We start from the raw sequence: 22,698 nt of genomic DNA, 5'->3' as shown, positions 1-22,698 counted from the left end.
TCTTTGCGCAAAAATTAACACAAATATTTTATCATGAAAAAACTGATCGTAATCTTATGCGTCTTAAGCGTTTCATTTGTAAATGCACAAGCTTTTATAGGGAACACTGATAATAAATTTCAAATAGGTGCCAATTTCCAAGATAATGCAACAGGAATTAATGTCAGTTATGATTATGGTCTTGGTGAAAACATCTCAGTGGGAGTAGTAGGTGCATATGCCTTAGGTGTAAAGGAAGAATTGGATGCGAGTTTCGGGGATCGTTTTGATATCAAAGGCCGATTCAATGCCCATTTGGGAAGCGTTTTGAATGTTGACGAAAACTTCGATGTTTACCCAGGTTTGAACTTGAGTCTAAAGAATTTTGGCGGCCATGTGGGCGCACGTTACTTTTTCTCTGATGGTTTTGGCGTTTTTACAGAAGCTGTTTTTCCAATTGCAAAATATAAAACCAACATCACTAATCCAGCACATTATATCTACAACCAGTTTGTGGTTAATATTGGTGCCTCATTCAACTTGTAAATAACAATTTAATTGATATTTAAAACTGTATGGTTCTTCGGAATGATACAGTTTTTTTTTGGTTGTGGGTTGTCGGTTGTGGGTTGTCAAAAAGTCTTCAATCGTTAATCGCTAATCGTCAATCAGGCATCGTGACTTTCTTAAAACTCAAAGCTCTAAGTTCAGAATTGTTTCCCGCGGATTACGCAGATTTTCGCAGACATCTTCAGAACTTTGTGAACTTGCATGAGTAGTTTGGATTGTTGTAAAAACTTCATTATTCGTGATGATTAATTCATTATTCGTTATTCGTTATTCATTATTCGTCATTCAAAAATCAACAATCGTTAATCGTTAATCATACTTCGCGATTTTTTTCACACACTCTCACCTCTCACCACTAACCCCCAATACCTCATGCCTCATGCCTCCTGCCTAAAACATCTCGTTCACCTTATCATACACCAAGTGGCTTTCCCATCCTCTATAAAAAAGATAATCCGCCAATTTTTTCTTTTTCTTTAAAACATTGGTTTCCTTAATACTTTCTGCCTTTTTATCGGCAAGCGCATGGAAGGTCTCCATATATTCTTGATCGGTTATGGTTTGAAGCGCTATAGTGATTAGTGTTTTTCCGATATCTCTTTGTCTAAGCTCGCGCGCCAACCGTTGTTTTCCCCATTTTTTAATTCTAAATTTTCCACTGACAAATGCTTTGGCGTAGCGCTCTTCATTCAAAAAATTGTCCTGCATCAATTTCACCACAATATGGTCAATGGCCTCAGGAATCATATCCATACCACGTAGTTTTTGGACCACCTCTTTATGACAGCGCTCTTGGTAACTGCAATAGCGTTCCATCCTTTTTAAAGCTTCATCTACGGTATAGGTTTTTTTCGAAAACATATGCAAAAGTAGTTACAATTTACAAATTACCCATAAAACCTAAGGTGTTGGTTGTAAGACATTTTAGCTTATATTTGATAACCTGTGTTAGCAATACGTATTAATTAATTTTGACATGATTAAAAAATACGCCCTCTTATTGGTAGCATTCTTATGCTTTGGTCTGTCCGGGTATGGGCAGGGCTCGGAGAGTTTTACAAATAGTAACGCCACCGCCAGTTATACTAATGGGTCTTATCTTGGAGACAACGGTATAACCTGGACCTACGTACAGTCTCGCAACGAAGGGAGTTTTCCTATCACAGGAAGAGGATTGATGTTGAGACAGGTTTCCGACCATAGCAGAATCACTTCTTCCTTGATACCAAATGGCATTGGAAGTTTTACATGCCGTCTCTTAAAAGGATTTACAGGTGCTGGAAACAGGCAGGTCGAATTGTTTGTCAATGGCGTTTCACAAGGCACTTCTATTGCTTGGGACAATGATACTATCCAGACCTTCACAGTAAATGCCATCAATATCACTGGCGATGTCATCATAGAAATTAGAAACATCACTCCATATCAGGTTGTTATTGATGACATTTCATGGACCGCCGCTTCAACAACCACAGTAGACTACTGCAATCTGCAATTTCCTCAAAATGGAAATATTACGGTTGGGACCGGATTTGATGTCTATGCCCAAGTTTACAAAGCAGGTATTACGGAAGCTGCCGGACCAGATCCTGGAATGGCAGCCTGGATTGGCTATAACACCATAAACAATAACCCGAATTCACCTGATTGGACATGGCTGCCCGCTACTTATAATACACAGATAGAAAATAACCATGAATATGTGGCCAACATCGGTACAGCATTGCCTTCTGGCACTTATTATTACGCCAGCCGATTTCAATTGGATGATGGACCCTACAGATATGGTGGTTACAGCGAATCGGGCGGTGGCTTTTGGGATGGAACTTCAAATCGAAGCGGCGAATTAAGTGTCGATACCGTCGACTTCTGCAACCTGCAATTCCCAGGTATTGGCTCCATCAACTTAGGGGATGATTATGATGTCTATGGACAAGTATATGAGCAAGGCATCACTCCCGGTGCTGGACAGGGTCTGGGCATTATTGCAGAGATAGGCTATAGTCTTACCAACTCCAATCCGAATACATGGACCGATTGGATTCCTGCCACTTATAATGTAGCTTGCTTAGACTGTAACGATGGACAGAATGATGAATATAGCGCTAATTTAGGTGCTGTTATCACCAGTCCTGGCACCTATTATTACGCCACCCGTTTTCGGTTGAATAATGGCATCTGGTTGTATGGCGGCATTTTGGCGGATGGCTCTGCTGGGTACTTTTGGGACGGCACCACTTATATTTCAGGAGCAGTGGAAGTTATGGCTCCTGAAATTAGAGTGGAGGCCAACGTCCATCCTTTTCTGGAAATCGTCAATGGCGACATGACACCCTTTAGTTTAAGAAACACACTGTTTGCGGCACAATACGTGGGGGCATCACAGTCTAAATCCTACAGAATTCTGAACCTTGGGAATTTAGGTTTATCCGTACCAAGTGTGACTATCGTTGGTGCCCATCCTGGAGACTTTACCATCACGGTGCATCCGGCAACGACAATTCTTCCTGGAACATTTTCGATTTTAGAAATTGGATTTTCTCCTTTGGCAGCCGGTGAAAGAAACGCAATCGTATCCATTGTCAACAACGATCCTGATGAAAACCCCTATACCTTTGCGATTAGAGGGACAGGACTTTGCGTTTCCACGAGCAGTATGGCAAGTCCAACAAATGCACCGGCAGGCACCATCGTAACCGTTACCGGATCCAATTTTGACATCTCTACTTCCGCAAGTTTGAACGGCATTGCAATGGCAACCACACTTATTAATTCGACCACTATTGAAGTGACCATTCCAGAAAACGCATCAACAGGCCATATTGCAGTTGTGAACAGTATTGGCTGTACAAGTTCAATTCCTTTTACCGTTATAGATAGTCAAATTGGAGGATGCGAAGGAAGCGCCACGCTTTCCGACCTATTCATCAGCGAGGTTACTGACGCTACGGTAGGCGGATTAAGTTATATAGAAATCTATAATGGTACGGGCGCCACGGTGCCATTGGGAGAGTACTCTTTAGGCATCTACAACAATGGATCAAGTGCTCCCACCAATACGTTTTCACTTCAAGATGTTCCTCTAGCAAACAATACAACCTATGTAGTGGCCATTGGGGTTGCTGCGAATTGGACCAATTCAAACTCCTGTCCACAAATTGGTGGAAGAGCACAGCTGGCCGACCAAATAAGCACGTTAAGCGGCATCAACAAAAAAGATAATGAACATGATGTCATCCGACTATTAAAGTCCAACGGAACGGAGGTTGTCGATGAATTTGGGGTGTATATGGACAACACTTGGATGGATGCTACCATTGTCACCGGTGACCGTGGTTTTAACTTTAGGCGACTGAATACAGCGTCACTCCTACCGAATCCTATTTTTAATTTGAGCGATTGGAATGTTATTGACTGGGTAGGTTCAGGTCCCAGCTCTTGCCATACAAACGATTATTCAGATATTGGACATTTTGATTTTTCAGGTGGTGCATCGCCTACGGTCACCTTGCAACCGATGGCAGCAAACTCAAGCTGTGTTTTGAATGCAACATTAGCTGTGTCGGGTGTTGAAGGTGTTCCGGGTGGGTATCCATTAACCTATCAATGGTATTATAATGCCCCTGGAACAGCGAATTGGGTAGAAATATTAGAGACAAATCTTGATTACTTCGGTCAACAAACTGAGCACTTAATTATCTTAAGCACTCTAAATTTGGACGGCTATCAATATTATGCTCAAATTCGTGAGAATAGCGCCACATGCTATACGGCGAGCAATGCCGTGAGATTAAGACTCAATCAAACCACTTGGGATGGCTTCACTTGGAATCCGTCAATTCCAGACCATAATACAACTGCAATTATTAATGGCAATTATACCACAAGTCCTACATCTGGAAGTTTTACGGCCTGTAATCTTGTGGTCAATTCCGGATTTGCTTTAAACATCACCGAAGATTATTACGTGGAAGTCATTGCGGATGTGATTGTCAACGGTAATTCACCTACAAATTTTGGAGATATCTTTGTTGACAGTAACGCTGCATTTATTCAACGCGGTGACGATGCAAATGCGGGTACCTTTACTTTGGAAATCCCAGCTGCCGCACGTGTGAGAAAACACACAGCCCAAAAACAGAATTGGTATGATTACACCTATTGGAGCTCGCCTGTAACTAATGCAACTGTTGAATCTGTATTGAGCATGGCATCTCCCAGCAGACGATTTTATTTTGAGGCGGCCAATTATGAAGATACCAATGGTGATGATGTAGATGATAATGGCGACGATTGGCAATTAGCTACCGGACGGATGATTCCGGGTGTAGGCTATGCATCTACCTCCAACAACTCTGGAACATTCCCAAGGATTGATACGACGGTATTTAATGGCGAATTCAATACCGGAAATATCTCTGTCACTATTCATACAAATGACATTGAGACCGACAATGACTGGAATTTTATTGGTAATCCATACGCATCTGCTATTGACTTCAAACTAGTGTATAATCAAAATTCAGATGTCATATCTGGTGCCGCTTATCTATGGTCTCAGGCCAGTCCACCTTTAGCCAGTAATCCAGGCAATCAAGTGCTTAACTTCAGTAGAAATGATTACGCCATCATTACTGCTGGAAGTGGAAATATAGCTGGAGGAAAAAACGAAATGCCTTCTGACTTCATTCCTTCAGGCCAAGGTTTTTTTGTTATTGGAATCCATGATGGTGGCACACTGACCTTCAAAAATTCCATGCGAATGGCGGACGACACGAGCAACTCTCAGTTTTTTAGAAATGCTCCTGTAGATGTACCAAATAAATTCTGGATCAATCTCACCTCAGACAATGGCATCTTTAATCAAATTTTGGTAGCTTATGTGGAAGGAGCAACCGATGGGGTTGATGGATTTACCTATGACGCTGAACGCAATCTTTCAACAGGCTTAGGTGCTATCATCTACACAGAAATCCAAGAAAGCAGTAAGAAATATGCCATTCAAGGGAAAGCGGTGAAAAGTTTGAATTTAAATGAAGAAGTCGTTTTAGGTTACAAAACCTCCATTTCACAGCCTACCTTATATAAATTATCAATCGCCCAGCTACAAGGTGAGTTTTTTGATAAAAACGATCTGTTTCTAAAAGATAATTTACTGGATATTTACCATAATCTGTCAGTCTCCGATTATAACTTTACTTCAGCAACTGGCGAATTCAATGATCGTTTCGTTATTGTTTTTAAAAATCGAACCCTATCTGCATCTGATTATATTTTAGACACGAATGAGGTGTCTATTATTGGACTAAGAAACGGGCATGTTGAATTTTCTGTTGGGCAAAACCTCAGCATTAAATCCGTTGAAATAATAGATATACTGGGTAGAACTATTTCTAATTTAAAAGGGAGCAAGGCCACTGAAGTTTATGACCTCAACAATTTAAGTCAAGCCGCTTATATCGCCCGTGTCCAACTCTCCAACGGACAAATAGTTTCCAAACGTTTTGTTCTTAATTCTGGGTTCTGAGTTTCAGGTTTCGAGCTTCGAGTTTCGAGTTTCGAGTTTTGCAATCTAAATTTGATTATTCATTATTCTATGTTATATGCAGCTCTTAATTCAACTATCTTAAAGCATCATTCATCAATCAAAAATCATCAATCAACAATCATCAATCAACAATCGACAATCGACAATCAACAATCAACAATCCTAAAGCGTGTATTTTAAAGAAAGAATTAAATTCCGTCCTGGAGCGGCAATTCCTGAAGAGTATGGTTTATAGCGTTGGTCGGTAATATTTTCCAAGCTTGCCGTTAGAGATATCGCATCACTAAATTCATATTGGGTCCTTAAATTCAGTGTGTACCATGACGGTGAATACGGATTGTCATTGGCATCCAACGCATAGATATAATCCTTGTTTTGCTCTGAAGGTGCCAATTGATGGTAAGACAACGCGGCATTATATTTAACAAAACCATCAATATGAAACTTGTTATTTTGCCATATCAGGTGGGTGGCTCCAAACTGTGGAGCGGCATGGCGCAATGGTTTTTTTTCTCCATCGTTGCCTTCCTCTTCACCTCCAATAATATTATAATGGGATTTCAATTTTAATGCTTTGGTAAAATTGACCTGCATTCCAACTTCAAAACCATAAATGCGGGATTCTGCGGCATTCTGAATGGCCTGAACCGTACTCATCTCGCCATCATAAACAATTTCGGAGGCCCCATTTAATCTAAAATCCCGACGGACCAAGGTATTGTCCAAATGCGTATAGTATGTTGCCATGTCCACAATAAACACATTTTCGAAATTGAGTTTGACACCATATTCAAGTCCGTAGGCATACTCGGGTTTCAAATCGTCATTTGGAACGACAACAGCTCCAGGTTCAGAATCAAAAACTTTTCCAATATCATCAATATTAGGTGCCCTAAATGCCGATGACACATTCAACCTCATATTTAAAGTTTGATTTGGATTCCAATTGGCACCTGCCGTTCCGGTAAAAGCTCCGGTATTGATCTTGGTCGTGGTAAATGGCAATTGGAGATAGACGTTATTTTCAGTAAAGTTGGCATTGATCATCACGTGATTGTAACGAATACCAGTTTGCAATACAAATTTGGGATTGGGTTTAAACTTTAGACTTGTGTAAGCGGCCATAGACTGCCAATCGGATCCGTTGGGATAACGTGATACTGTTGGCACGCTAATTCCTGTTTGGATGTCTTCTTGCATCCCGGTAGATAAGACCTGATTGTAAATATATTCCAAGCCATAAAAGAACTCCATTCTTTTGCCCAATTGTTTTTCGAGATCAAGATTGAACGAAAAGGCATCCACTGCCTCTTCCCTGATATTCCGTTCAGGTTTATTGAAATCCCTATCCATTCTACTTTCCTGAAAGTTCTGATAGGCTACTGTAGATTGAATTTTATCATATAGATTGGAGTTGCTACTCAATTTGGTCACCTGCAAATTTCCCATAAACCAACGCTGTGGTCCATAATTCCATTCGGCTGACCGCAACGTTTCTTTTTTGTAACGAATCAATCTGTCGTATCTCGAATACTTAGAAGTTGTAGTATAATATAATCCCAGATCAAAGCTCCAATCCTCCTTGGGCTCATATCTTACCTTCTGCAAAAAATTAATTTGGTCATAACCTGTAGGGATTTGTATCAAAGGATCGGTATTTGGAACAACCCTATCAACACCGTCAGAAGTCTGCACATATTCTGTTCTGATATAGTCGATAGGGCCATGACTTCCCATTCTTAAATCGTCAAAATCAGTATAGCTCACACTAGTGAGAAAAGCCCACTTTTTAATTCCTAAATTGAAGTCCAAATGGCCTGTTTTCTCTTTATTGGCCGTGGCATATCTTCCAACAACATGTCCTTTAAAATAGATGGAGTCAGAATAAGAGAGTTGAGGCGTCTGGGTGTAGAAGCTCATTACCCCACCAATGGCATCACTTCCGTAAACCACAGAACCTGCTCCTAATGTAACTTCTGTATTGCGAATGGTAAATGGATCTATAGAAATCACATTTTGCAGATTACCGCCTCTAAAAATAGCATTGTTCATGCGTACACCATCTACTGTCATCAACAGTCGATTGGTGGAGAGGCCTCTTATCATCGGACTTCCACCGCCCATCTGACTTTTTTGAATAAATACGTTGCCGCTATTCTCCAACAAATCTGCACTGGTCTGTGGATTTGCAAAAGCGATGGACTTCGCATTGATATTGATGATCTTTTGGGGAATATCACGCTTACTTTGTTGAAATTTTGTAGCCGAGATCACAATTTCATCCAAACCTTCAATTTTAGGTTTCAAATAAATGGTTTTATTGACAAGGTCTGATGCCAGATAACTGTCACTTAAATAAAGTAAGTGTTCTATAAAAATCAATTCATCTGCTGAAAATCGACTTAAATTGGCGACACCATCAATATCAGAGGTGGTAGATTTACTTTTTGAAACATTGTAAATTGCAGCTCCGGCAATTGGAAGGTTTGTGGATTCTTCTAAGATTTTAACATTCTGTGATTGTCCCGAACCAATAATTAGAAGGAAAGCACTTATCAAAAAGAAAAATCTCATAGTGTAAAACTTGGTTTTAGTGAAACACTTCATTAAATACTTGAAGCGATTTTGGTTTTCTAAAATCTGATAGATGTAATTCAAAATAAAGCAGTAATAGATTGAGAAAAGATTGCCGTTGTTTTGAATGCAACTTTAGAGAGTTCAGACTATCAAACTTTATGCCTAACAGCTGCTTCATCAACACTAAATTTTCTCCCGAAATAGTATAAGGTGTCTGCGGTTTGAGTTCAAAACTTCCCGAGCGTAAATTGAAGTATGGAAAATTGGATTGTGAGGTGTCTGGATAAAACCCCAAATGTTTAGAAAGCTCCAATAAAAACAGCAAATGGAAATTTGCAAATTCGGTTTCATGATCCAACCACTGAAGTGTGGTTTCCAAAAACTCATATAAAGATGGATTAGCTTCTTCTTCTTTTAAGGTCGTTGTCAAAATTTCTGACAAAAACATAACCACAGCCCCTTTTAAGATATTGGTGTGCATGTATTGGTACGGCACGCTTAATTTGACATCAGTTATATAATGTAGAGACTGCTTGGGTCGGAAATTTTCTTCAATTTCCAATTGTGATAACGGAAGGTAATACGCAATTTTGGAATTGCTCTTTTTACTCTTTAAAACACCTCGAAGAATGTAGCTGACAACGCCTCTGCTTTTGGTATAACATTTTACAATCACGTCATGGTCTCCATACCTTATCTTGGATAGAACAATGGCATTGGTTTTAGTTAGCATAGTGTGTTCGAATGAATAGGTTACCTGATGATCAATAACTTTAAGACCTTGGTTTCAAAAGAGTCCAGATCTGAAATCAAAATCAAATAGACTCCAGAAGCCACAATATTATTGGCCAAATTTTTACCATTCCAAATTGCAGTTCCGCCATCAATTGCAAAATTATAATTCGAACGAGCTGCTCTTAAATTGACTCTTGATTGCGCTTCCGCAACGAGATTGCCCTCAATATCTGTGATTTTTATATTGACATTTTCAGTGATGCCTCTTATTTTTACACCCTTATTGATGTCATTGAGATTGTTGGCTCCAAGAATATCATATTCTGGTCTAACCGGATTTGGATAAACATAAGCATTCGTCAATTCCTCCTCTGGTTTGGAACCGCCAGAAGAAAAAGACACCAAGCCTTTTGATGTTGCGATATAAACTTTACCGTTTTGCGCATCAATTGAAATATCTTTTATGGAATTGGAAGGCAATGGGGAGTTCTTTGTGGTAAAGTGGTATATGGTCTGTTGCCCGTCTGGTGAGAAATAAAAAACTCCAGCATCCAAAGTTCCAATCCATTTATTGTTGGATCCATCCACTTTTATATCTGTAATATATTGGTTGGACAATAGCTCCTGAGGAATACCATCGTCAAGCACCACAATTTCCTTCACGCTAGGGTTGGCCGAATCAAAAAAGTTACCCGTGTTATATAGCACCCTCAACCCTAGAATGGTACCAATCCATAGTTGATTATTATTATCGACTGCTACCGCTGAAACGACGGTTGAAGGCATATTCTGTTCTTCAGAATTTAAGTATCTTATCTTGCTTCCATTTTCATTGTAACCTATAATACCATTCTTATAAGAGCCTATCCATTTAGTACCATTTCTATCGATGGCCAAATCGCCAAAGCCAAACTCGTCGCTAATAGGGTCTTGAATAATTTCGCTGAAACTATAGCCTCGCCATTGTCCGGTGCTTGGATTGTACGATTTTAAAGCCTTATCAGTAAGACAGGATAGGGTCCACAACAAACCATTTCTATCAAATAGAGACCCCGTTTGCCTAATTGAAGGGATGTTAGGAGCGATTATTTCCAGCCCACTATTATTCTGATCCAACAATACGGTTGGCACCTCGTCATTAAGCTCCAAAATTCCTTGTTGGCAAGCACTTATAAATACCTGGGTTGGATTGAAAGGGTTAACCGCCACATAATTCAAATTTTGAGCCGATAAAAGGTTGTCAAAAGCTGTGTTGATCCAATTGTCCTCAACTAAGTGGCTAAGGCCATAACTGCGCAACGGATAGGGATTGTAGTCCACGGTATAATCACCGTAGGTTACCCACAAATTATTATTGCCGGCTTCAATCTTAAAGGCATCATTCATAAGAGGTCCTTCCGGTACAATTATTTCGTAAGCCGCAGTGTTGGATAAGTTGGTTTTCAACACGCCAAGGCTACTTGTCCCTATAAACACATGATTTTCAGAAATTGTGGCTGCAGTAAATCTTGTGTCCAATTCAGATGGTCGTGTTACCGTGGCTAAAGCAGAAAAACTGCTATTGTACACATACACGTTGTTTTCAGTGGCAATGACTAAGTTATCATTAACGGCTTTCATGTCCAAAGGCAAATTGGAATAAGTGAATAACGCTATGAACCCTCCATTTGAAATTTCATAAACCACTTGATTGGATTGGATGGCATACAATCGGCTCCCAACGCTTTCAACCGAAACAAAACTGCCGTTACCCATGGTTTGCCACTGCCGATAATCTATGAGATTTGAATTTGATAACTCAGCGCTTTTTATCGCGTTATTATTCCCGCAAGCCGCATAAATTGTATTATCCAACACCGTGGTTTGGTTCACATTAATCTGACTGCCACCATTACCAATAAAATAGGAATCGCCAAACTCCAGACGTTCTAAGTTATACACCGAAATTCCATAGTCCGTAGCAATATAAACCAATCCATCATGGACATTGAAATGGTTGATGCGCTTGAGGTTTGGAGGGATGGTTTGTTTATCGAGAATGTCCACCACCGATAATATTTCGTTTTCCGGCCCTGAAACAATCTCAATCAGGCCATTTTCATAGCCAATCAATAAAGTCCCATAGGCTTCACTATAGGCAATGGTAGAGATGGTCTCACCAGACAGCCCATCTATTGTAGTTATGGTTTCTATCAGATTGGTTGACAAATCATAGGTGAAAATTGCATTCTCAGAAGCTCCATATACTTTGTTATCTCCAACAGCCACGTCCTTTATATTATAGAAGGAAAAGTAGCCTTGCCATAATGTTGAAAAATCCTGTGCCTGGATTGAAAACACAAGGAAAAACAATAAAATGGATGTCATCTGTTTTATCATAGCGTACTAATAGATACCAAAGATATTTATTACAAACGACATTTTTAGTCTATTCATATATTTAGAAAATAAATAAGGCTTCAATAATCTCTTATCGAAGCCCTGAAATCATATTTCATTTGATCAATTATACCACGCCTTGTGACAGCATAGCATCTGCTACTTTAACAAAACCAGCAATATTTGCACCCTTAACATAATCAATAAAACCATCTTCCCGTTTTCCGTAAGTTACACAAGATTGATGGATATCTTCCATAATAGTCACTAGTTTTCCGTCTATCTTCTCTCGATCCCAAGAAAGCTTTAAAGCATTTTGGCTCATTTCCAATCCTGAGGTTGCCACCCCACCGGCGTTGGCCGCTTTTCCTGGACCAAATAAAACCCTGGCGTTTTGGAAGGCTTCTATGGCTTCTGGTGTACACGGCATATTGGCACCTTCGGCCACTACCATGACATTGTTTTTTATCAGCATTTTCGCCTCTTCTTCATTTAACTCATTTTGGGTAGCCGATGGCAGAGCAATATCTGCTTTTACTGACCATGGTCTTCCTTCGTGAAACGTCGCCGATTTATAGTTGTCTGCATATTCACTTATTCTTCCTCGTCTTACGTTTTTCAAGTCCATAATAAACGCCAATTTTTCAGCATCTATACCGTCCCGATCATAAATAAATCCTGAAGAATCAGACATGGTCAACACTTTTGCTCCAAATTCGGTTGCTTTTTCACAAGCATATTGAGCTACGTTCCCAGCACCCGAGATAGAAACTGTCTTGCCTTCCAAAGTGTCATTTTGAAGCGCCAACATACTTCTTACAAAATAGACACATCCATACCCAGTTGATTCTGGTCTGATCAAAGAACCACCATAGGACAAGCCTTTGCCGGTCAAAATTCCTGTAAACTCATTTCGCAATTTCTTATATTGCCCAAACATATAGCCGATTTCTCTAAAACCAATACCAATATCGCCAGCAGGGATATCCGTACTTTCTCCAATATGTCGGTACAGCTCATTCATGAACGATTGACAAAAACGCATCACTTCATTGTCGCTTTTCCCTTTAGGGTCAAAATCAGATCCTCCCTTACCACCTCCCAGAGGAAGGGTAGTGAGCGAATTTTTAAAGGTTTGTTCAAATCCCAAAAACTTCAGAATACTGAGATTTACGGTGGGATGAAAACGCAAGCCACCCTTATAAGGACCAATCGCCGAATTGAATTCAACCCTAATCCCCCTATTCACCTGAATCTTACCCTGATCATCAACCCAAGGAACCCTGAAGATAATGGTCCGCTCAGGTTCAACCATGCGCTCCAATAACATTTTATCTTGATACTTAGGGTTTTCGTCTATATAAGGTAATATGGTCTCTGCTACTTCGTGAACCGCTTGTAAGAATTCTGGCTCATTAGGGTTGTTTTTTTGAACATAATCTAAAAAAGATACTAATTTTTCTGTCATTTATTAACTTATTGTCAGTTTTTACTGAGTTTAACCTCACAAATATAACCATATTAAATGTTTTAATGAATTTTTCTCAATCAAATGTTATGTCATTTATCGATAATTATGAAATACGCAATTTAAAGAAGATTCATTAATCTATTTTTATATTTCTATTGGAATTAGAGGTCGGAAAAATTGATATCACAATAGCCGAGATGATTTTTTTTCGATAATCTTCACCTAGCAAATGTTTTGTTTGGAAGTTAAGTCAGTTTTCATATATTTGTTAGTACCAACCTCGTTAAACAACAAAACTATATGGCGCTTAGTTTGAAACAGTTAACCATAGTATCTATATTTATTATGGGTATCTCAACAGGCTTTGCTCAAAATAGGTTTTCCAATGAATTAGGCATTATTGTTGGCCCTGTAGCCTTTCAATCCGATTTTGGTGAACGTCGTAATTTCGAAACCAACTCGGGGAATACAGGTTTTGGTATAGGTATTGTCCATTTTATGAACTTTGAGGATACTCCTGGATATAAACCTTTCGCATATTTCAATGATCATTTCAAACTGCGCAGTGAACTTTCTTATAATACGGCCAAACTGAAACATTTTGGTCAATGGGTAGACCCAGCAAAAACAAGTGTAAATGCCGAAAAATTAAGAGCACATTCAGGAGAAACCCAAAATTTTGATATTGGGGTACAATTGGATTATTTTCCTTTCAGCCTTAGAGAGTTCTCCTATGCAACACATTCTTTCACGCCTTTCGTTAGTTTTGGCGTCCATTTTACCGCATATAATCCCAAGGTTTACACCACCTATGGCGATGGGAACCCAAAAAATCTAGATAATTTTTATGGCCCTTGGTATCGCTATTCTGATGGAACCATTAGAGATACTGAATTTGTAAACGCCCAAAGCGGAACCACTTTTTCCCTTGTGGGAAGCATCGGTACCCGTTACAAAGTATCATTTTACTCAGATTTAATACTCGATTTAAGATGGCAACATTATTTCAGTGATGAGGTTGATGGCTTAAACCATAAGCTACCGTCAAATAAATCTAATGACTATATGTTATGGCTAAACATTGGATACATTCATTACTTTGATTGATCCTAAGGCACTCCACATAACCAAGCTGAACCAGTATTTTAGTTATAAAAGAAAACAATTAGCCTATTGCCTGCTTCAAATCGGCAATCAAATCGTCCTTGTCCTCAATACCAACGCTCAATCGAATTAAGGAATCGACAACCCCTATCTTTTCACGTTCTTCCGTAGGTATGCTGGCATGGGTCATACTCGCCGGATGCCCCGCAAGAGACTCAACGCCGCCTAACGACTCTGCCAAGGTGAATATGCTCAAGTTTTCAACAATCTTGATGGCTTCTTTGTAATTGTTCCCTTTTGTGGTAAATGATACCATCCCGCCAAAGTCCTTCATTTGTGCTTTTGCAATATCATGGTTTGGATGATTTTCAAAACCCGGCCAATACACATTTTCGATCTTAGGGTGCTTGTTTAAATATTCGGCCACAGCCTTTCCGTTCTCACAATGGCGCTGCATTCTGACGTGTAAGGTCTTGATTCCTCTAAGCACCAAAAAACTATCTTGCGGCCCACACACCGCACCACTTGCATTTTGGATAAAATATAATCTATCTGCCAAGTCCTTATCTTTTACAATAAGCGCACCCATAACCACATCACTATGCCCGCCCAAGTATTTCGTAGCAGAATGCATCACGATATCAGCACCCAAATCCAACGGCTGTTGTAAATAAGGCGTCGCGAAAGTATTGTCAACCGCTAATAAAATATTATGTTTTTTTGATACCGCGGCTGTGGCTTTAATATCAATGATATTCATCATTGGATTTGTCGGCGTTTCCACCCAGATCAACTTGGTGTTTTTGTTGACATAGGATTCAATTTTAGAGGCATTCTCCATCCCAACAAACCGGAATTTGACTCCGAAGCCCTCAAATATCTTAGTAAACAAACGGTAAGTACCACCATAAAGGTCATTTGTCGAAATAACTTCATCACCAGGTTTTAGCAGCTTCATCACCGCATCGATTGCTGCCAATCCAGAACCAAAAGCCAATCCATAAGTTCCATTTTCAATACTCGCAAATGAATTTTCCAACGCCGTACGAGTTGGATTGCCACTTCTTGAATATTCATATCCTTTATGGCCTCCAGGAGTAGTTTGCGCATAGGTTGTGGTTTGGTATATTGGCGGCATCACAGCACCATAAGCCTTATCATGCTCTTGATTACCGTGAATGGTTTTTGTATTGAATTTCATGACATTTAATTTTGTTCACAACAAATTTAACCTTTAACTGGTTGGTTACAAAAGGATGTAATACCTTTATTGGCTGTTTAACAAATCAACTGAAACATTGAAAAAAATAAGCATATTGATCACCGCTGCTTTACTGATATTTGCTTGTAAAGAAGATGTCAAATTAACATTTGAGACACGACATATCGAAAAATCGACTGATGCAACAATTGTTGTTAATTATCCGAAAGCCATCGGGACAAAAGCTGTTGCCAATAAAATAAATCAACAGATAGAGCATGTCATTGCCAATGAAATGAATATGGCCAATACTCCAGAAAATGACATTTCCATTGATGAAGCCGTTTCACAATTTGATCAAGAGTACAAATCCTTTAAGAGGGACTTTCAGGATAGCAGCCAGAAATGGGAAGCCAAGGTAGATGGACAAGTGGTTTACGAGTCACCAGAGCTCATCTGTTTAAGCCTTCAGACCTATACTGACACCGGTGGTGCGCACGGTAATGGACGAACAACTTACTTAAATTTCAATCCAGAAACCGGGGATTTATTCGAGCAAAAAGACTTACTCAAGAACTTGGACCAATTCAAAAAAGTTGCTGAAGAGGCGTTTATGGAACAGACAAAACCAAAGGATAAGGATGACACCATGGAAGACTTTTTCTTTGGTGAAGATTTCCAATTACCATCAAATATTGGGTTTACCAACAATGGGTTAGTACTTCTTTACAATAACTATGAGATTGCTTCTTATGTACAGGGCATCACAAAAATCACATTGCCTTACGACCAGATCAAGGACTATTTAAAAGTGAACCCATAGAAATTAACTAAAACATTTAACCTCAGACAAATTTCGAGGAGTTTAAGAAGTTGGCATTGTGATTTATAATGCTTTATTTTGGCGATTAATTTTTTCACCTTCTAATTTCAATTGTTTTGAAAAAAATATATTATTTAAAATCGTGCAGCACTTGTATCAGAATCATCAAAACGCTTGAATTACCTTCTGATGTCGTTTTTCAAGATATTAAGGGTGAACAGATCACTGCCGAGCAATTGGAGGAACTTCACAAGCTATCCGGGAGTTATGAAGCCTTATTCAGCAAAAGGGCACAACGCTATAAAGCTTTGGGACTTAAAGACCAAAATCTTACAGAAGAAGATTTCAAAAACTATATTCTTGAACATTATACTTTCTTGAGCAGACCGGTTCTGGTCTATAACGATCAGATTTTTATTGGCAACAGTGCAAAAACTGAAGAAGCTGCAAAAAAAGCAATTCATGAAGGTTAGAACACTTGCATTCATTGCGGCCTTTATAGTGCAATTGATGTATGGCTTAAATTACACCTTTGCCAAAGATGTGATGGCAGGTGGCTTTGTCAAACCATTCGCATTTATAGTGCTTAGAGTGGGTGGTGCTACTTTACTGTTTTGGTTATTCAGTTTTATGGGGCCCAAAGAAAAAATTGATAAAAAGGATTATATCCATTTCTTTATTGCCGCTCTTTTTGGAATAGCCATAAACATGCTCATGTTTTTCAAAGGACTGGAACATACCACACCTATTCATGCCTCGGTGATTTCAACTATTTCTCCGATTTTAGTGCTGATCATGTCTGCCATTTTCCTAAATGAAAAGCTCACCTCAATGAAGATTTTGGGAGTATTTATCGGATTTGCCGGCGCTATCATCTTGACTATTTATGGAAAATCCCTTCGTAGTGAAGATAATGTTCTTTTAGGGAATACCCTGATATTTATCAATGCCACCTCTTTTGCAATTTATCTTATCCTGGTTAAGAAACTAACGGCCAAATACCATCCGCTGACCTTTCTGAAATGGTTGTTTCTCTTTTCATTTTTTATGGTCGTGCCATTCGGTTATTCTGAACTTATGGAAATTGACCTGCCAAGTTTCAGTCCGTATGTGTTTTTTGCGGTGGCCTTCGTCATCATTGGAGCCACTTATATAGCAAATTTGCTAAATCCATTGGCACTGGTCCATTTACGGGCTTCTACTGTGAGCATTTTTATTTATATCCAACCAGTCATTGCAGGTGTTTTTGCAATCATGATGGGAAGTGACAATCTTACGATGGTTAAAGTCATTGCCTCCGCTTTGATATTTCTAGGTATTTATTTGGTGACGAAAAGACCGAAAGTCTCAACTTAAGTTCACTGGTTTTTTACCAAATTTACGGGTATCCTCTTTAGTAAGAACTTTAAAATCTTTTGATTTTGGAAAAGTATCCATCTCCTCTAAAAATTCTGCTGGTAATCCAGTTAATTGGCGCGTTTTCAAATTAATCCAAGCTCCCAAAAGTTCGCAATTGGCCAAATTTTCGCCCTTATGGTTGTAGATATTATGTTCTATCCTAAAGAACATACCGTCCTCACTCAAACCAGTAACTTCCAGGCTTACGCGTATGGGTGTCCCTAAAAAAGCTTCCTTAAAATAAAAGATATGCTCATAAAAAACGACTGGACTGATTTGAAATTTGGCGAGATTTGTCAAAGAAAACCCATGGTCTTCAAAAAAAGCCACACGTGTATGGCTCATAAAATTTACATAGGCAGAATTGGCCAAATGTCTATTGGCATCAACATCACTCCAACGTATTTCAAAATTCTTTAGATACATATTTTATAGAATATAGAGGATAGATTTTAGAACATGGAGCTGATTTAAGGAATTAAAAAATCACCACTAATTCAATAATCCTATCTCTTGGTTATAAATTAAAGAATGTAAATTTAGAATTTTTAAATGTCTTGGGCACAATTCCATCGACTTATTACCTCAAGAAAACTGATGATTTTCATTACCTTTGTGCAACTTTTAAAATAAGTCCATGATACAATCCATGACCGGGTACGGAAAATCTGTAATTCAGCTTCCTACTAAAAAAATATCTATAGAGATAAAGTCGCTAAACAGCAAAAATCTCGACCTGAATACCAGAATGCCCTCTTTATATCGAGAAAAAGAGTTGGACATTCGCAAATTGATTGCTTCTAAACTGGAACGTGGCAAAATTGATTTTTCATTGTACATGGAAATAACTGGTGAAGAAACCTCAACCCAAATCAATAAGACCGTAGTGAAACAGTACATCAAGCAATTGAAGGAAGTGGTTGATGGCGATGAAACGGAATTGCTCAAAATGGCCATTCGTTTACCAGATGCTGTCACTACCGAGCGCGATGAGATGGATGAAGATGAATGGGAGGAAATTGCAACAGAAATCAATTCGGCATTGGACAAGATTCAACAATACCGTCGGGATGAAGGTAAAAGTTTAGAATCCGAATTTTTTGATCGTGTCAAAAACATATCCGATTTATTGGATGAAGTCATTGCGATGGATCCTGATCGAATTGAAGCGGTAAGAGACCGATTGCACAAAGGTGTGGCGGAGTTAAAAGAAAAGGTAGACGAAAACCGCTTTGAACAGGAATTGGTTTTTTATATTGAAAAATTCGACATTACTGAAGAAAAAGTGCGACTGAAGAACCACTTGGATTATTTTATCAAAGCACTCAAAAGCGATGATTCCAACGGAAAAAAATTAGGTTTTATCAGTCAGGAGATGGGACGAGAAATCAACACCATCGGTTCAAAAAGCAATCATGCCCCGATGCAAAAATTGGTTGTTCAAATGAAGGACGAATTGGAGAAAATTAAAGAACAGTTGCTAAATGTGCTTTAGCAGGTAATATAAGTAGGTGAAAAATAATGACCTTTTTAGTTCAAGGAAAGGTTTGTATCAAAAAATAATTAGTTCGTGACCAAACTTAAAGACATCCCAAACCAAGGGAAACTCATCGTATTCTCAGCACCTTCGGGCTCAGGTAAAACCACACTTGTGAAACATTTGCTGAAACAAGAAGAACTTAATTTGGAGTTTTCAATATCGGCAACTTCCAGAGAAAAAAGAAACAACGAAACCGATGGAAAGGATTACTACTTTTTAGACGCACAGGAGTTTAAGAATCGGATTAAAAATGACGAGTTTTTAGAATGGGAAGAAGTCTATCGTGATAATTTTTACGGTACTCTAAAAACTGAGGTGAAACGTATTTGGGCTAAAGGTAAAAACGTCATTTTTGATATTGATGTTTCTGGAGGCTTACGCATCAAACGAAAATTTCCCGATCAGACCATTGCCATTTTTGTAAAACCGCCAAGTATTGACGAATTGAAGATTCGCCTTAAAAAGCGTCAGACCGAAAGCAATGACAAAATCAATATGCGGATTGCAAAGGCTTCTGCAGAATTGGCTACTGCCCCTTTATTTGATGTGATCGTGGTTAATGATGACCTTGATAAGGCCTTTGCGGAGTCCTACAAGCTAGTCTCCGATTTTGTAAATACCCCAAATCACGAGAAAACAAGTATAGACAAATGAAAATCGGACTTTACTTTGGCACGTTTAATCCCATTCATATTGGCCATCTTATCATTGCCAACCATATGGCAGAATATAGTGATCTTGACCAAGTTTGGTTCGTGGTGACGCCCCAAAGTCCGTTTAAAGTAAAAGCATCCATGCTTGACAACCACGATCGTTTCGAGATGGTGTACCGGGCCACAGCCGACTATCCTAAATTGCGGGCGAACGATATTGAATTTGGGATGCCGCAACCTAACTATACCATCAATACGCTTGCCTATTTACAAGAAAAATTCCCAATGCACGAGTTTGCATTGATTATGGGTGAAGACAACCTCAAAAGCCTCCACAAATGGAAGAATTACGAATTGATCTTGGCCAACCATCATGTTTATGTGTATCCAAGATTATCGGAAGGCAAGGTCGAATCCCAATTTGACCAACATCCAAAAATCCATAAGGTCTCCGCTCCTATTATGGAATTATCCTCTACATTCATAAGAAAATCCATTAAAGAAGGAAAAAACGTCAAGCCGATGTTACCAGAACATGTCTGGGAATATGTGGACGAAATGAATTTTTATAGGTAAACAAATCGCTGCTAAGGCAGGGATCCCAAATAAATTCGAAATAAGCAAAAACCTCTCAGGTTTTAAAAACCTGAGAGGTTTTCAATCTCAATTACCACCTCGTCTTCTGCTTTTCTCCGAAAGCAGAAGCCACTCCTCCTTCAAAAGGAGGAGAATTTAGTTTTTGCCTATTTCTCCAATTCATCCAAATAAAAAAAATTATTTCATCTCGATTACAAAACAGGAATTTCAATCGTATCTATTTCATTCTTATAGATTATAATATCAGATTGAATCTCATTTTTATTTGAATGAAACGTTTCATTAAATAAATTTTGATAGTAGGCAATTCCATCCAATAAATTACTTTTAAACGCCGACCATTTCTTTATGTTTTTGGCTGATAGTTCATCCGTAAACGTTGCAATATCATTTTTTAAATACTCCACATACATTTTCAATTCTTTTACAAACATGTTAGGTCTGTACGTTTCCGAAAGCACAGAAGCTCCTCCATAAATATGCTGTATCATTTGCGATAGCGAGACTTCCTTATCAAAATACGCCAAATTGGGTCCTGGACAAATTACCACACCTTGTTGCTGTCCTTTTATTGGAATCTCGTTTTCAAGATAGGATGCATTCGCCAAACCAACACAAAGACAAGCCTTTTCTGTAATTTTATTTTTAGCGATGTCATAATGTGAAGCGGTCATTGTTTCCTTTTTTGAATCTAGTTCTGACAGTTTCACATCTTGATATTTTTTTGATGCAGTACAAATACCTTCTGGTCCAAACTCCTTACTTAAGGCCAAAAACTTTTTAGGACAAGAACTCCCCGCTTTATTATTATCAATACGAGCTTGCTTATAAAACTCATTGGAGGTGCCTTTAAGCGTATTGAAAGGCACACCTAATGGCGAAATATTACTTAAATATAAATCGTCCTCTTTGGCCTCTGCCATGAGTTGACGTGTTTCATTATCAACAGATGTCGCTTCAGGAACCAATAAGAAAGGAGTTCCCCAACCCACAGAATCGACCTGATAATTATCTATCAAAAAGTCATGTTCAGCCGCGGTGCCAACACCTCCCTGAACCGTGATCTTTATGTCCAAGGGATGCTCAGGAACAGAAAACTGTTTATCAATTAAAGCCTTCACAAAAACATCGTGTGTATCTTGTAGCAATTCGGTTCTTTTGGTTTTAAACTCCTCCAAGATTGGGCCCAACAAAAACCCTTCAGTTGCAAATGCATGACCTCCACAATTCAGACCAGATTCCACTCGGTATTCTGAAACCCACAACCCTTTTTTGGCCAAATATTTGCCTTGGATAATCGCGGAACGAAAATCGCTCACCTTTAATATAATTTTCTTTTTTAGTTGTCCTTCGGCATCGGGATAAAAATCCTTGAAATTCTCAAAGTAACTGTATAATCTTGGATTCATTCCTGCGGAAAGCACTACTGACGACGACAAATTACTATTTGCAAAACCGCGAAGTGACGCATGGGCATCATTGAATTCAACCGGTAACTGTTCAGATCCCTTAAAGTTATCTTTGTCAATCTTGGTCATGATGTTCACATCAATCTGTCCAGCGGACAAATGCGTATCAATATAGGTTTTAATCGTCTCTTTAATGAGCATCCCTTCTTCCAACATCTTTGAAAGCCCCTCTTTTATGCTCGATTTATTAGGAAGCATCCCGACAAAATTCTCCAGGGCAGATTTACTTTCTGATAATTCCTCCTTGAATTTCACAAACTTATCCTTAACAATAGAATCTACTAAATTCAGATAGGCAGTAATGCGCTTAGCGCGATAATCTTCTACTTTTTTCGATATTTCCTGATATGGCAAACTGAATTTCTGACTATAAAAAGCATTCATTTTTTCTATGAGGTCATCATCGATAATTGAAATAACCGAGGAAACTCCAAATTGTGCGACACGTATTGGACTATCTATGGTGTAGGCTAAACCCATGACAGGAATGTGAAAACTATGGACTTGTTTGATGGGTAACATTGCGATTTTCTTAAAAAATTAAGCCGCAAATGTAAAATTATTGAGCCGCTCAAAACATGACAATTGTCACCGTTTATTAAATTTTAATGGATTATATTAGAGGTTTTGCTATTGCCACCCATTGGGAATAAA

Annotated in this window: 17 protein-coding genes; 9 read left to right on the top strand and 8 right to left on the bottom strand. The window is 38.8% G+C overall.

What is annotated here, in order from left to right:
- The first annotated feature begins 33 nt into the window (after positions 1 to 33).
- Positions 34 to 525, top strand: coding sequence for a DUF6646 family protein (locus tag G6N06_RS12980; RefSeq protein ID WP_163517186.1), 492 nt, complete (start codon positions 34 to 36; stop codon positions 523 to 525).
- A 414-nt stretch (positions 526 to 939) separates the two neighbouring features.
- On the opposite strand, the gene G6N06_RS12975 is transcribed toward G6N06_RS12980, so the two are convergent.
- The gene (locus G6N06_RS12975; protein ID WP_163517185.1) at positions 940 to 1,410 is read right to left on the bottom strand and encodes a regulatory protein RecX; all 471 of its coding nucleotides are present in this window, start codon (positions 1,408 to 1,410) and stop codon (positions 940 to 942) included.
- A 115-nt stretch (positions 1,411 to 1,525) separates the two neighbouring features.
- Here G6N06_RS12975 and G6N06_RS12970 point away from each other — a divergent pair, with 115 nt between their 5' ends.
- The gene (locus G6N06_RS12970; protein ID WP_163517184.1) at positions 1,526 to 6,076 is read left to right on the top strand and encodes a RemA C-terminal-like gliding motility protein; all 4,551 of its coding nucleotides are present in this window, start codon (positions 1,526 to 1,528) and stop codon (positions 6,074 to 6,076) included.
- Positions 6,077 to 6,259: 183 nt separating this feature from the next.
- Here G6N06_RS12970 and G6N06_RS12965 read toward each other — a convergent pair whose 3' ends face one another.
- The 4 genes from G6N06_RS12965 to gdhA form a co-directional block, all read right to left on the bottom strand.
- On the bottom strand, positions 6,260 to 8,671 hold the full coding sequence (locus tag G6N06_RS12965) for a TonB-dependent receptor plug domain-containing protein (protein WP_163517183.1): 2,412 nt from the start codon (positions 8,669 to 8,671) through the stop codon (positions 6,260 to 6,262).
- Positions 8,672 to 8,687: 16 nt separating this feature from the next.
- Complete coding sequence (recO, locus tag G6N06_RS12960) at positions 8,688 to 9,407, bottom strand: DNA repair protein RecO (RefSeq protein ID WP_163517182.1); 720 nt, start codon at positions 9,405 to 9,407, stop codon at positions 8,688 to 8,690.
- Between the two features lie 20 nt (positions 9,408 to 9,427).
- Entirely contained in the window at positions 9,428 to 11,776 is a 2,349-nt protein-coding gene (gene porZ / locus G6N06_RS12955) for a type IX secretion system anionic LPS delivery protein PorZ (protein WP_240338064.1), read from the bottom strand.
- 139 nt (positions 11,777 to 11,915) lie between these two features.
- Positions 11,916 to 13,256 (bottom strand): NADP-specific glutamate dehydrogenase, encoded by a 1,341-nt coding sequence (gdhA, locus tag G6N06_RS12950; protein ID WP_163517180.1) that lies wholly within the window; start codon positions 13,254 to 13,256, stop codon positions 11,916 to 11,918.
- Between the two features lie 303 nt (positions 13,257 to 13,559).
- Here gdhA and G6N06_RS12945 point away from each other — a divergent pair, with 303 nt between their 5' ends.
- Entirely contained in the window at positions 13,560 to 14,366 is an 807-nt protein-coding gene (locus G6N06_RS12945; RefSeq protein ID WP_163517179.1) for a THC0290_0291 family protein, read from the top strand.
- Positions 14,367 to 14,424: 58 nt separating this feature from the next.
- Here G6N06_RS12945 and G6N06_RS12940 read toward each other — a convergent pair whose 3' ends face one another.
- A complete protein-coding gene (locus G6N06_RS12940) occupies positions 14,425 to 15,564 on the bottom strand; it encodes a cystathionine gamma-synthase (RefSeq protein WP_163517178.1) in 1,140 nt (379 codons plus the stop codon).
- Between the two features lie 97 nt (positions 15,565 to 15,661).
- Between G6N06_RS12940 and G6N06_RS12935 the strand changes: the two genes are divergently transcribed.
- The 3 genes from G6N06_RS12935 (at position 15,662) to G6N06_RS12925 (ending at position 17,743) form a co-directional block, all read left to right on the top strand.
- The gene (locus G6N06_RS12935) at positions 15,662 to 16,387 is read left to right on the top strand and encodes a DUF3298 and DUF4163 domain-containing protein (RefSeq protein WP_163517177.1); all 726 of its coding nucleotides are present in this window, start codon (positions 15,662 to 15,664) and stop codon (positions 16,385 to 16,387) included.
- Between the two features lie 116 nt (positions 16,388 to 16,503).
- Complete coding sequence (locus tag G6N06_RS12930) at positions 16,504 to 16,860, top strand: arsenate reductase family protein (protein WP_163517176.1); 357 nt, start codon at positions 16,504 to 16,506, stop codon at positions 16,858 to 16,860.
- Positions 16,850 to 17,743: a DMT family transporter gene (locus G6N06_RS12925; protein WP_163517175.1), complete on the top strand. Its 894-nt coding sequence runs from the start codon at positions 16,850 to 16,852 to the stop codon at positions 17,741 to 17,743. The genes G6N06_RS12930 and G6N06_RS12925 overlap by 11 nt, the downstream gene beginning before the upstream one ends.
- Here the strand turns inward: G6N06_RS12925 and G6N06_RS12920 are convergent.
- The gene (locus tag G6N06_RS12920; protein ID WP_163517174.1) at positions 17,735 to 18,211 is read right to left on the bottom strand and encodes an acyl-CoA thioesterase; all 477 of its coding nucleotides are present in this window, start codon (positions 18,209 to 18,211) and stop codon (positions 17,735 to 17,737) included. The genes G6N06_RS12925 and G6N06_RS12920 overlap by 9 nt on opposite strands.
- A 211-nt stretch (positions 18,212 to 18,422) precedes the next feature.
- On the opposite strand from G6N06_RS12920, the gene G6N06_RS12915 reads away from it, so the two are divergent.
- The 3 genes from G6N06_RS12915 (at position 18,423) to nadD (ending at position 20,554) form a co-directional block, all read left to right on the top strand.
- Positions 18,423 to 19,280 carry a YicC/YloC family endoribonuclease gene (locus G6N06_RS12915; RefSeq protein ID WP_163517173.1) on the top strand — a complete coding sequence of 286 codons (858 nt, stop codon included), beginning with the start codon at positions 18,423 to 18,425 and terminating at the stop codon, positions 19,278 to 19,280.
- Between the two features lie 75 nt (positions 19,281 to 19,355).
- On the top strand, positions 19,356 to 19,979 hold the full coding sequence (gene gmk / locus G6N06_RS12910; RefSeq protein ID WP_240338063.1) for a guanylate kinase: 624 nt from the start codon (positions 19,356 to 19,358) through the stop codon (positions 19,977 to 19,979).
- Positions 19,976 to 20,554, top strand: coding sequence for a nicotinate (nicotinamide) nucleotide adenylyltransferase (gene nadD, locus G6N06_RS12905; protein ID WP_163517172.1), 579 nt, complete (start codon positions 19,976 to 19,978; stop codon positions 20,552 to 20,554). Before gmk ends, nadD begins: the two co-directional genes overlap by 4 nt.
- Before the next feature lie 212 nt (positions 20,555 to 20,766).
- On the opposite strand, the gene G6N06_RS12900 is transcribed toward nadD, so the two are convergent.
- The gene (locus G6N06_RS12900; protein WP_205334771.1) at positions 20,767 to 22,566 is read right to left on the bottom strand and encodes a hypothetical protein; all 1,800 of its coding nucleotides are present in this window, start codon (positions 22,564 to 22,566) and stop codon (positions 20,767 to 20,769) included.
- Positions 22,567 to 22,698 lie beyond the last annotated feature (132 nt).

Origin of the sequence: Gelidibacter japonicus (assembly GCF_010725055.1) — a bacterium.
In the GTDB taxonomy this organism is placed as follows: domain Bacteria; phylum Bacteroidota; class Bacteroidia; order Flavobacteriales; family Flavobacteriaceae; genus Gelidibacter; species Gelidibacter japonicus.
Note: the sequence above shows the minus strand (reverse complement) of the source record. Positions and strands in the feature narration are given on the sequence as shown.

What these genes read in the sequence shown, in the direction of transcription:
- G6N06_RS12980 (WP_163517186.1), top strand. Translation starts at nt 34, where the DNA reads ATGAAAAAACTGATCGTAATCTTATGCGTCTTAAGCGTTTCATTTGTA.
- G6N06_RS12975 (WP_163517185.1), bottom strand. Translation starts at nt 1,410, where the DNA reads ATGTTTTCGAAAAAAACCTATACCGTAGATGAAGCTTTAAAAAGGATG.
- G6N06_RS12970 (WP_163517184.1), top strand. Translation starts at nt 1,526, where the DNA reads ATGATTAAAAAATACGCCCTCTTATTGGTAGCATTCTTATGCTTTGGT.
- G6N06_RS12965 (WP_163517183.1), bottom strand. Translation starts at nt 8,671, where the DNA reads ATGAGATTTTTCTTTTTGATAAGTGCTTTCCTTCTAATTATTGGTTCG.
- recO (WP_163517182.1), bottom strand. Translation starts at nt 9,407, where the DNA reads ATGCTAACTAAAACCAATGCCATTGTTCTATCCAAGATAAGGTATGGA.
- porZ (WP_240338064.1), bottom strand. Translation starts at nt 11,776, where the DNA reads ATGACATCCATTTTATTGTTTTTCCTTGTGTTTTCAATCCAGGCACAG.
- gdhA (WP_163517180.1), bottom strand. Translation starts at nt 13,256, where the DNA reads ATGACAGAAAAATTAGTATCTTTTTTAGATTATGTTCAAAAAAACAAC.
- G6N06_RS12945 (WP_163517179.1), top strand. Translation starts at nt 13,560, where the DNA reads ATGGCGCTTAGTTTGAAACAGTTAACCATAGTATCTATATTTATTATG.
- G6N06_RS12940 (WP_163517178.1), bottom strand. Translation starts at nt 15,564, where the DNA reads ATGAAATTCAATACAAAAACCATTCACGGTAATCAAGAGCATGATAAG.
- G6N06_RS12925 (WP_163517175.1), top strand. Translation starts at nt 16,850, where the DNA reads ATGAAGGTTAGAACACTTGCATTCATTGCGGCCTTTATAGTGCAATTG.
- G6N06_RS12920 (WP_163517174.1), bottom strand. Translation starts at nt 18,211, where the DNA reads ATGTATCTAAAGAATTTTGAAATACGTTGGAGTGATGTTGATGCCAAT.
- G6N06_RS12915 (WP_163517173.1), top strand. Translation starts at nt 18,423, where the DNA reads ATGATACAATCCATGACCGGGTACGGAAAATCTGTAATTCAGCTTCCT.
- nadD (WP_163517172.1), top strand. Translation starts at nt 19,976, where the DNA reads ATGAAAATCGGACTTTACTTTGGCACGTTTAATCCCATTCATATTGGC.
- G6N06_RS12900 (WP_205334771.1), bottom strand. Translation starts at nt 22,566, where the DNA reads ATGTTACCCATCAAACAAGTCCATAGTTTTCACATTCCTGTCATGGGT.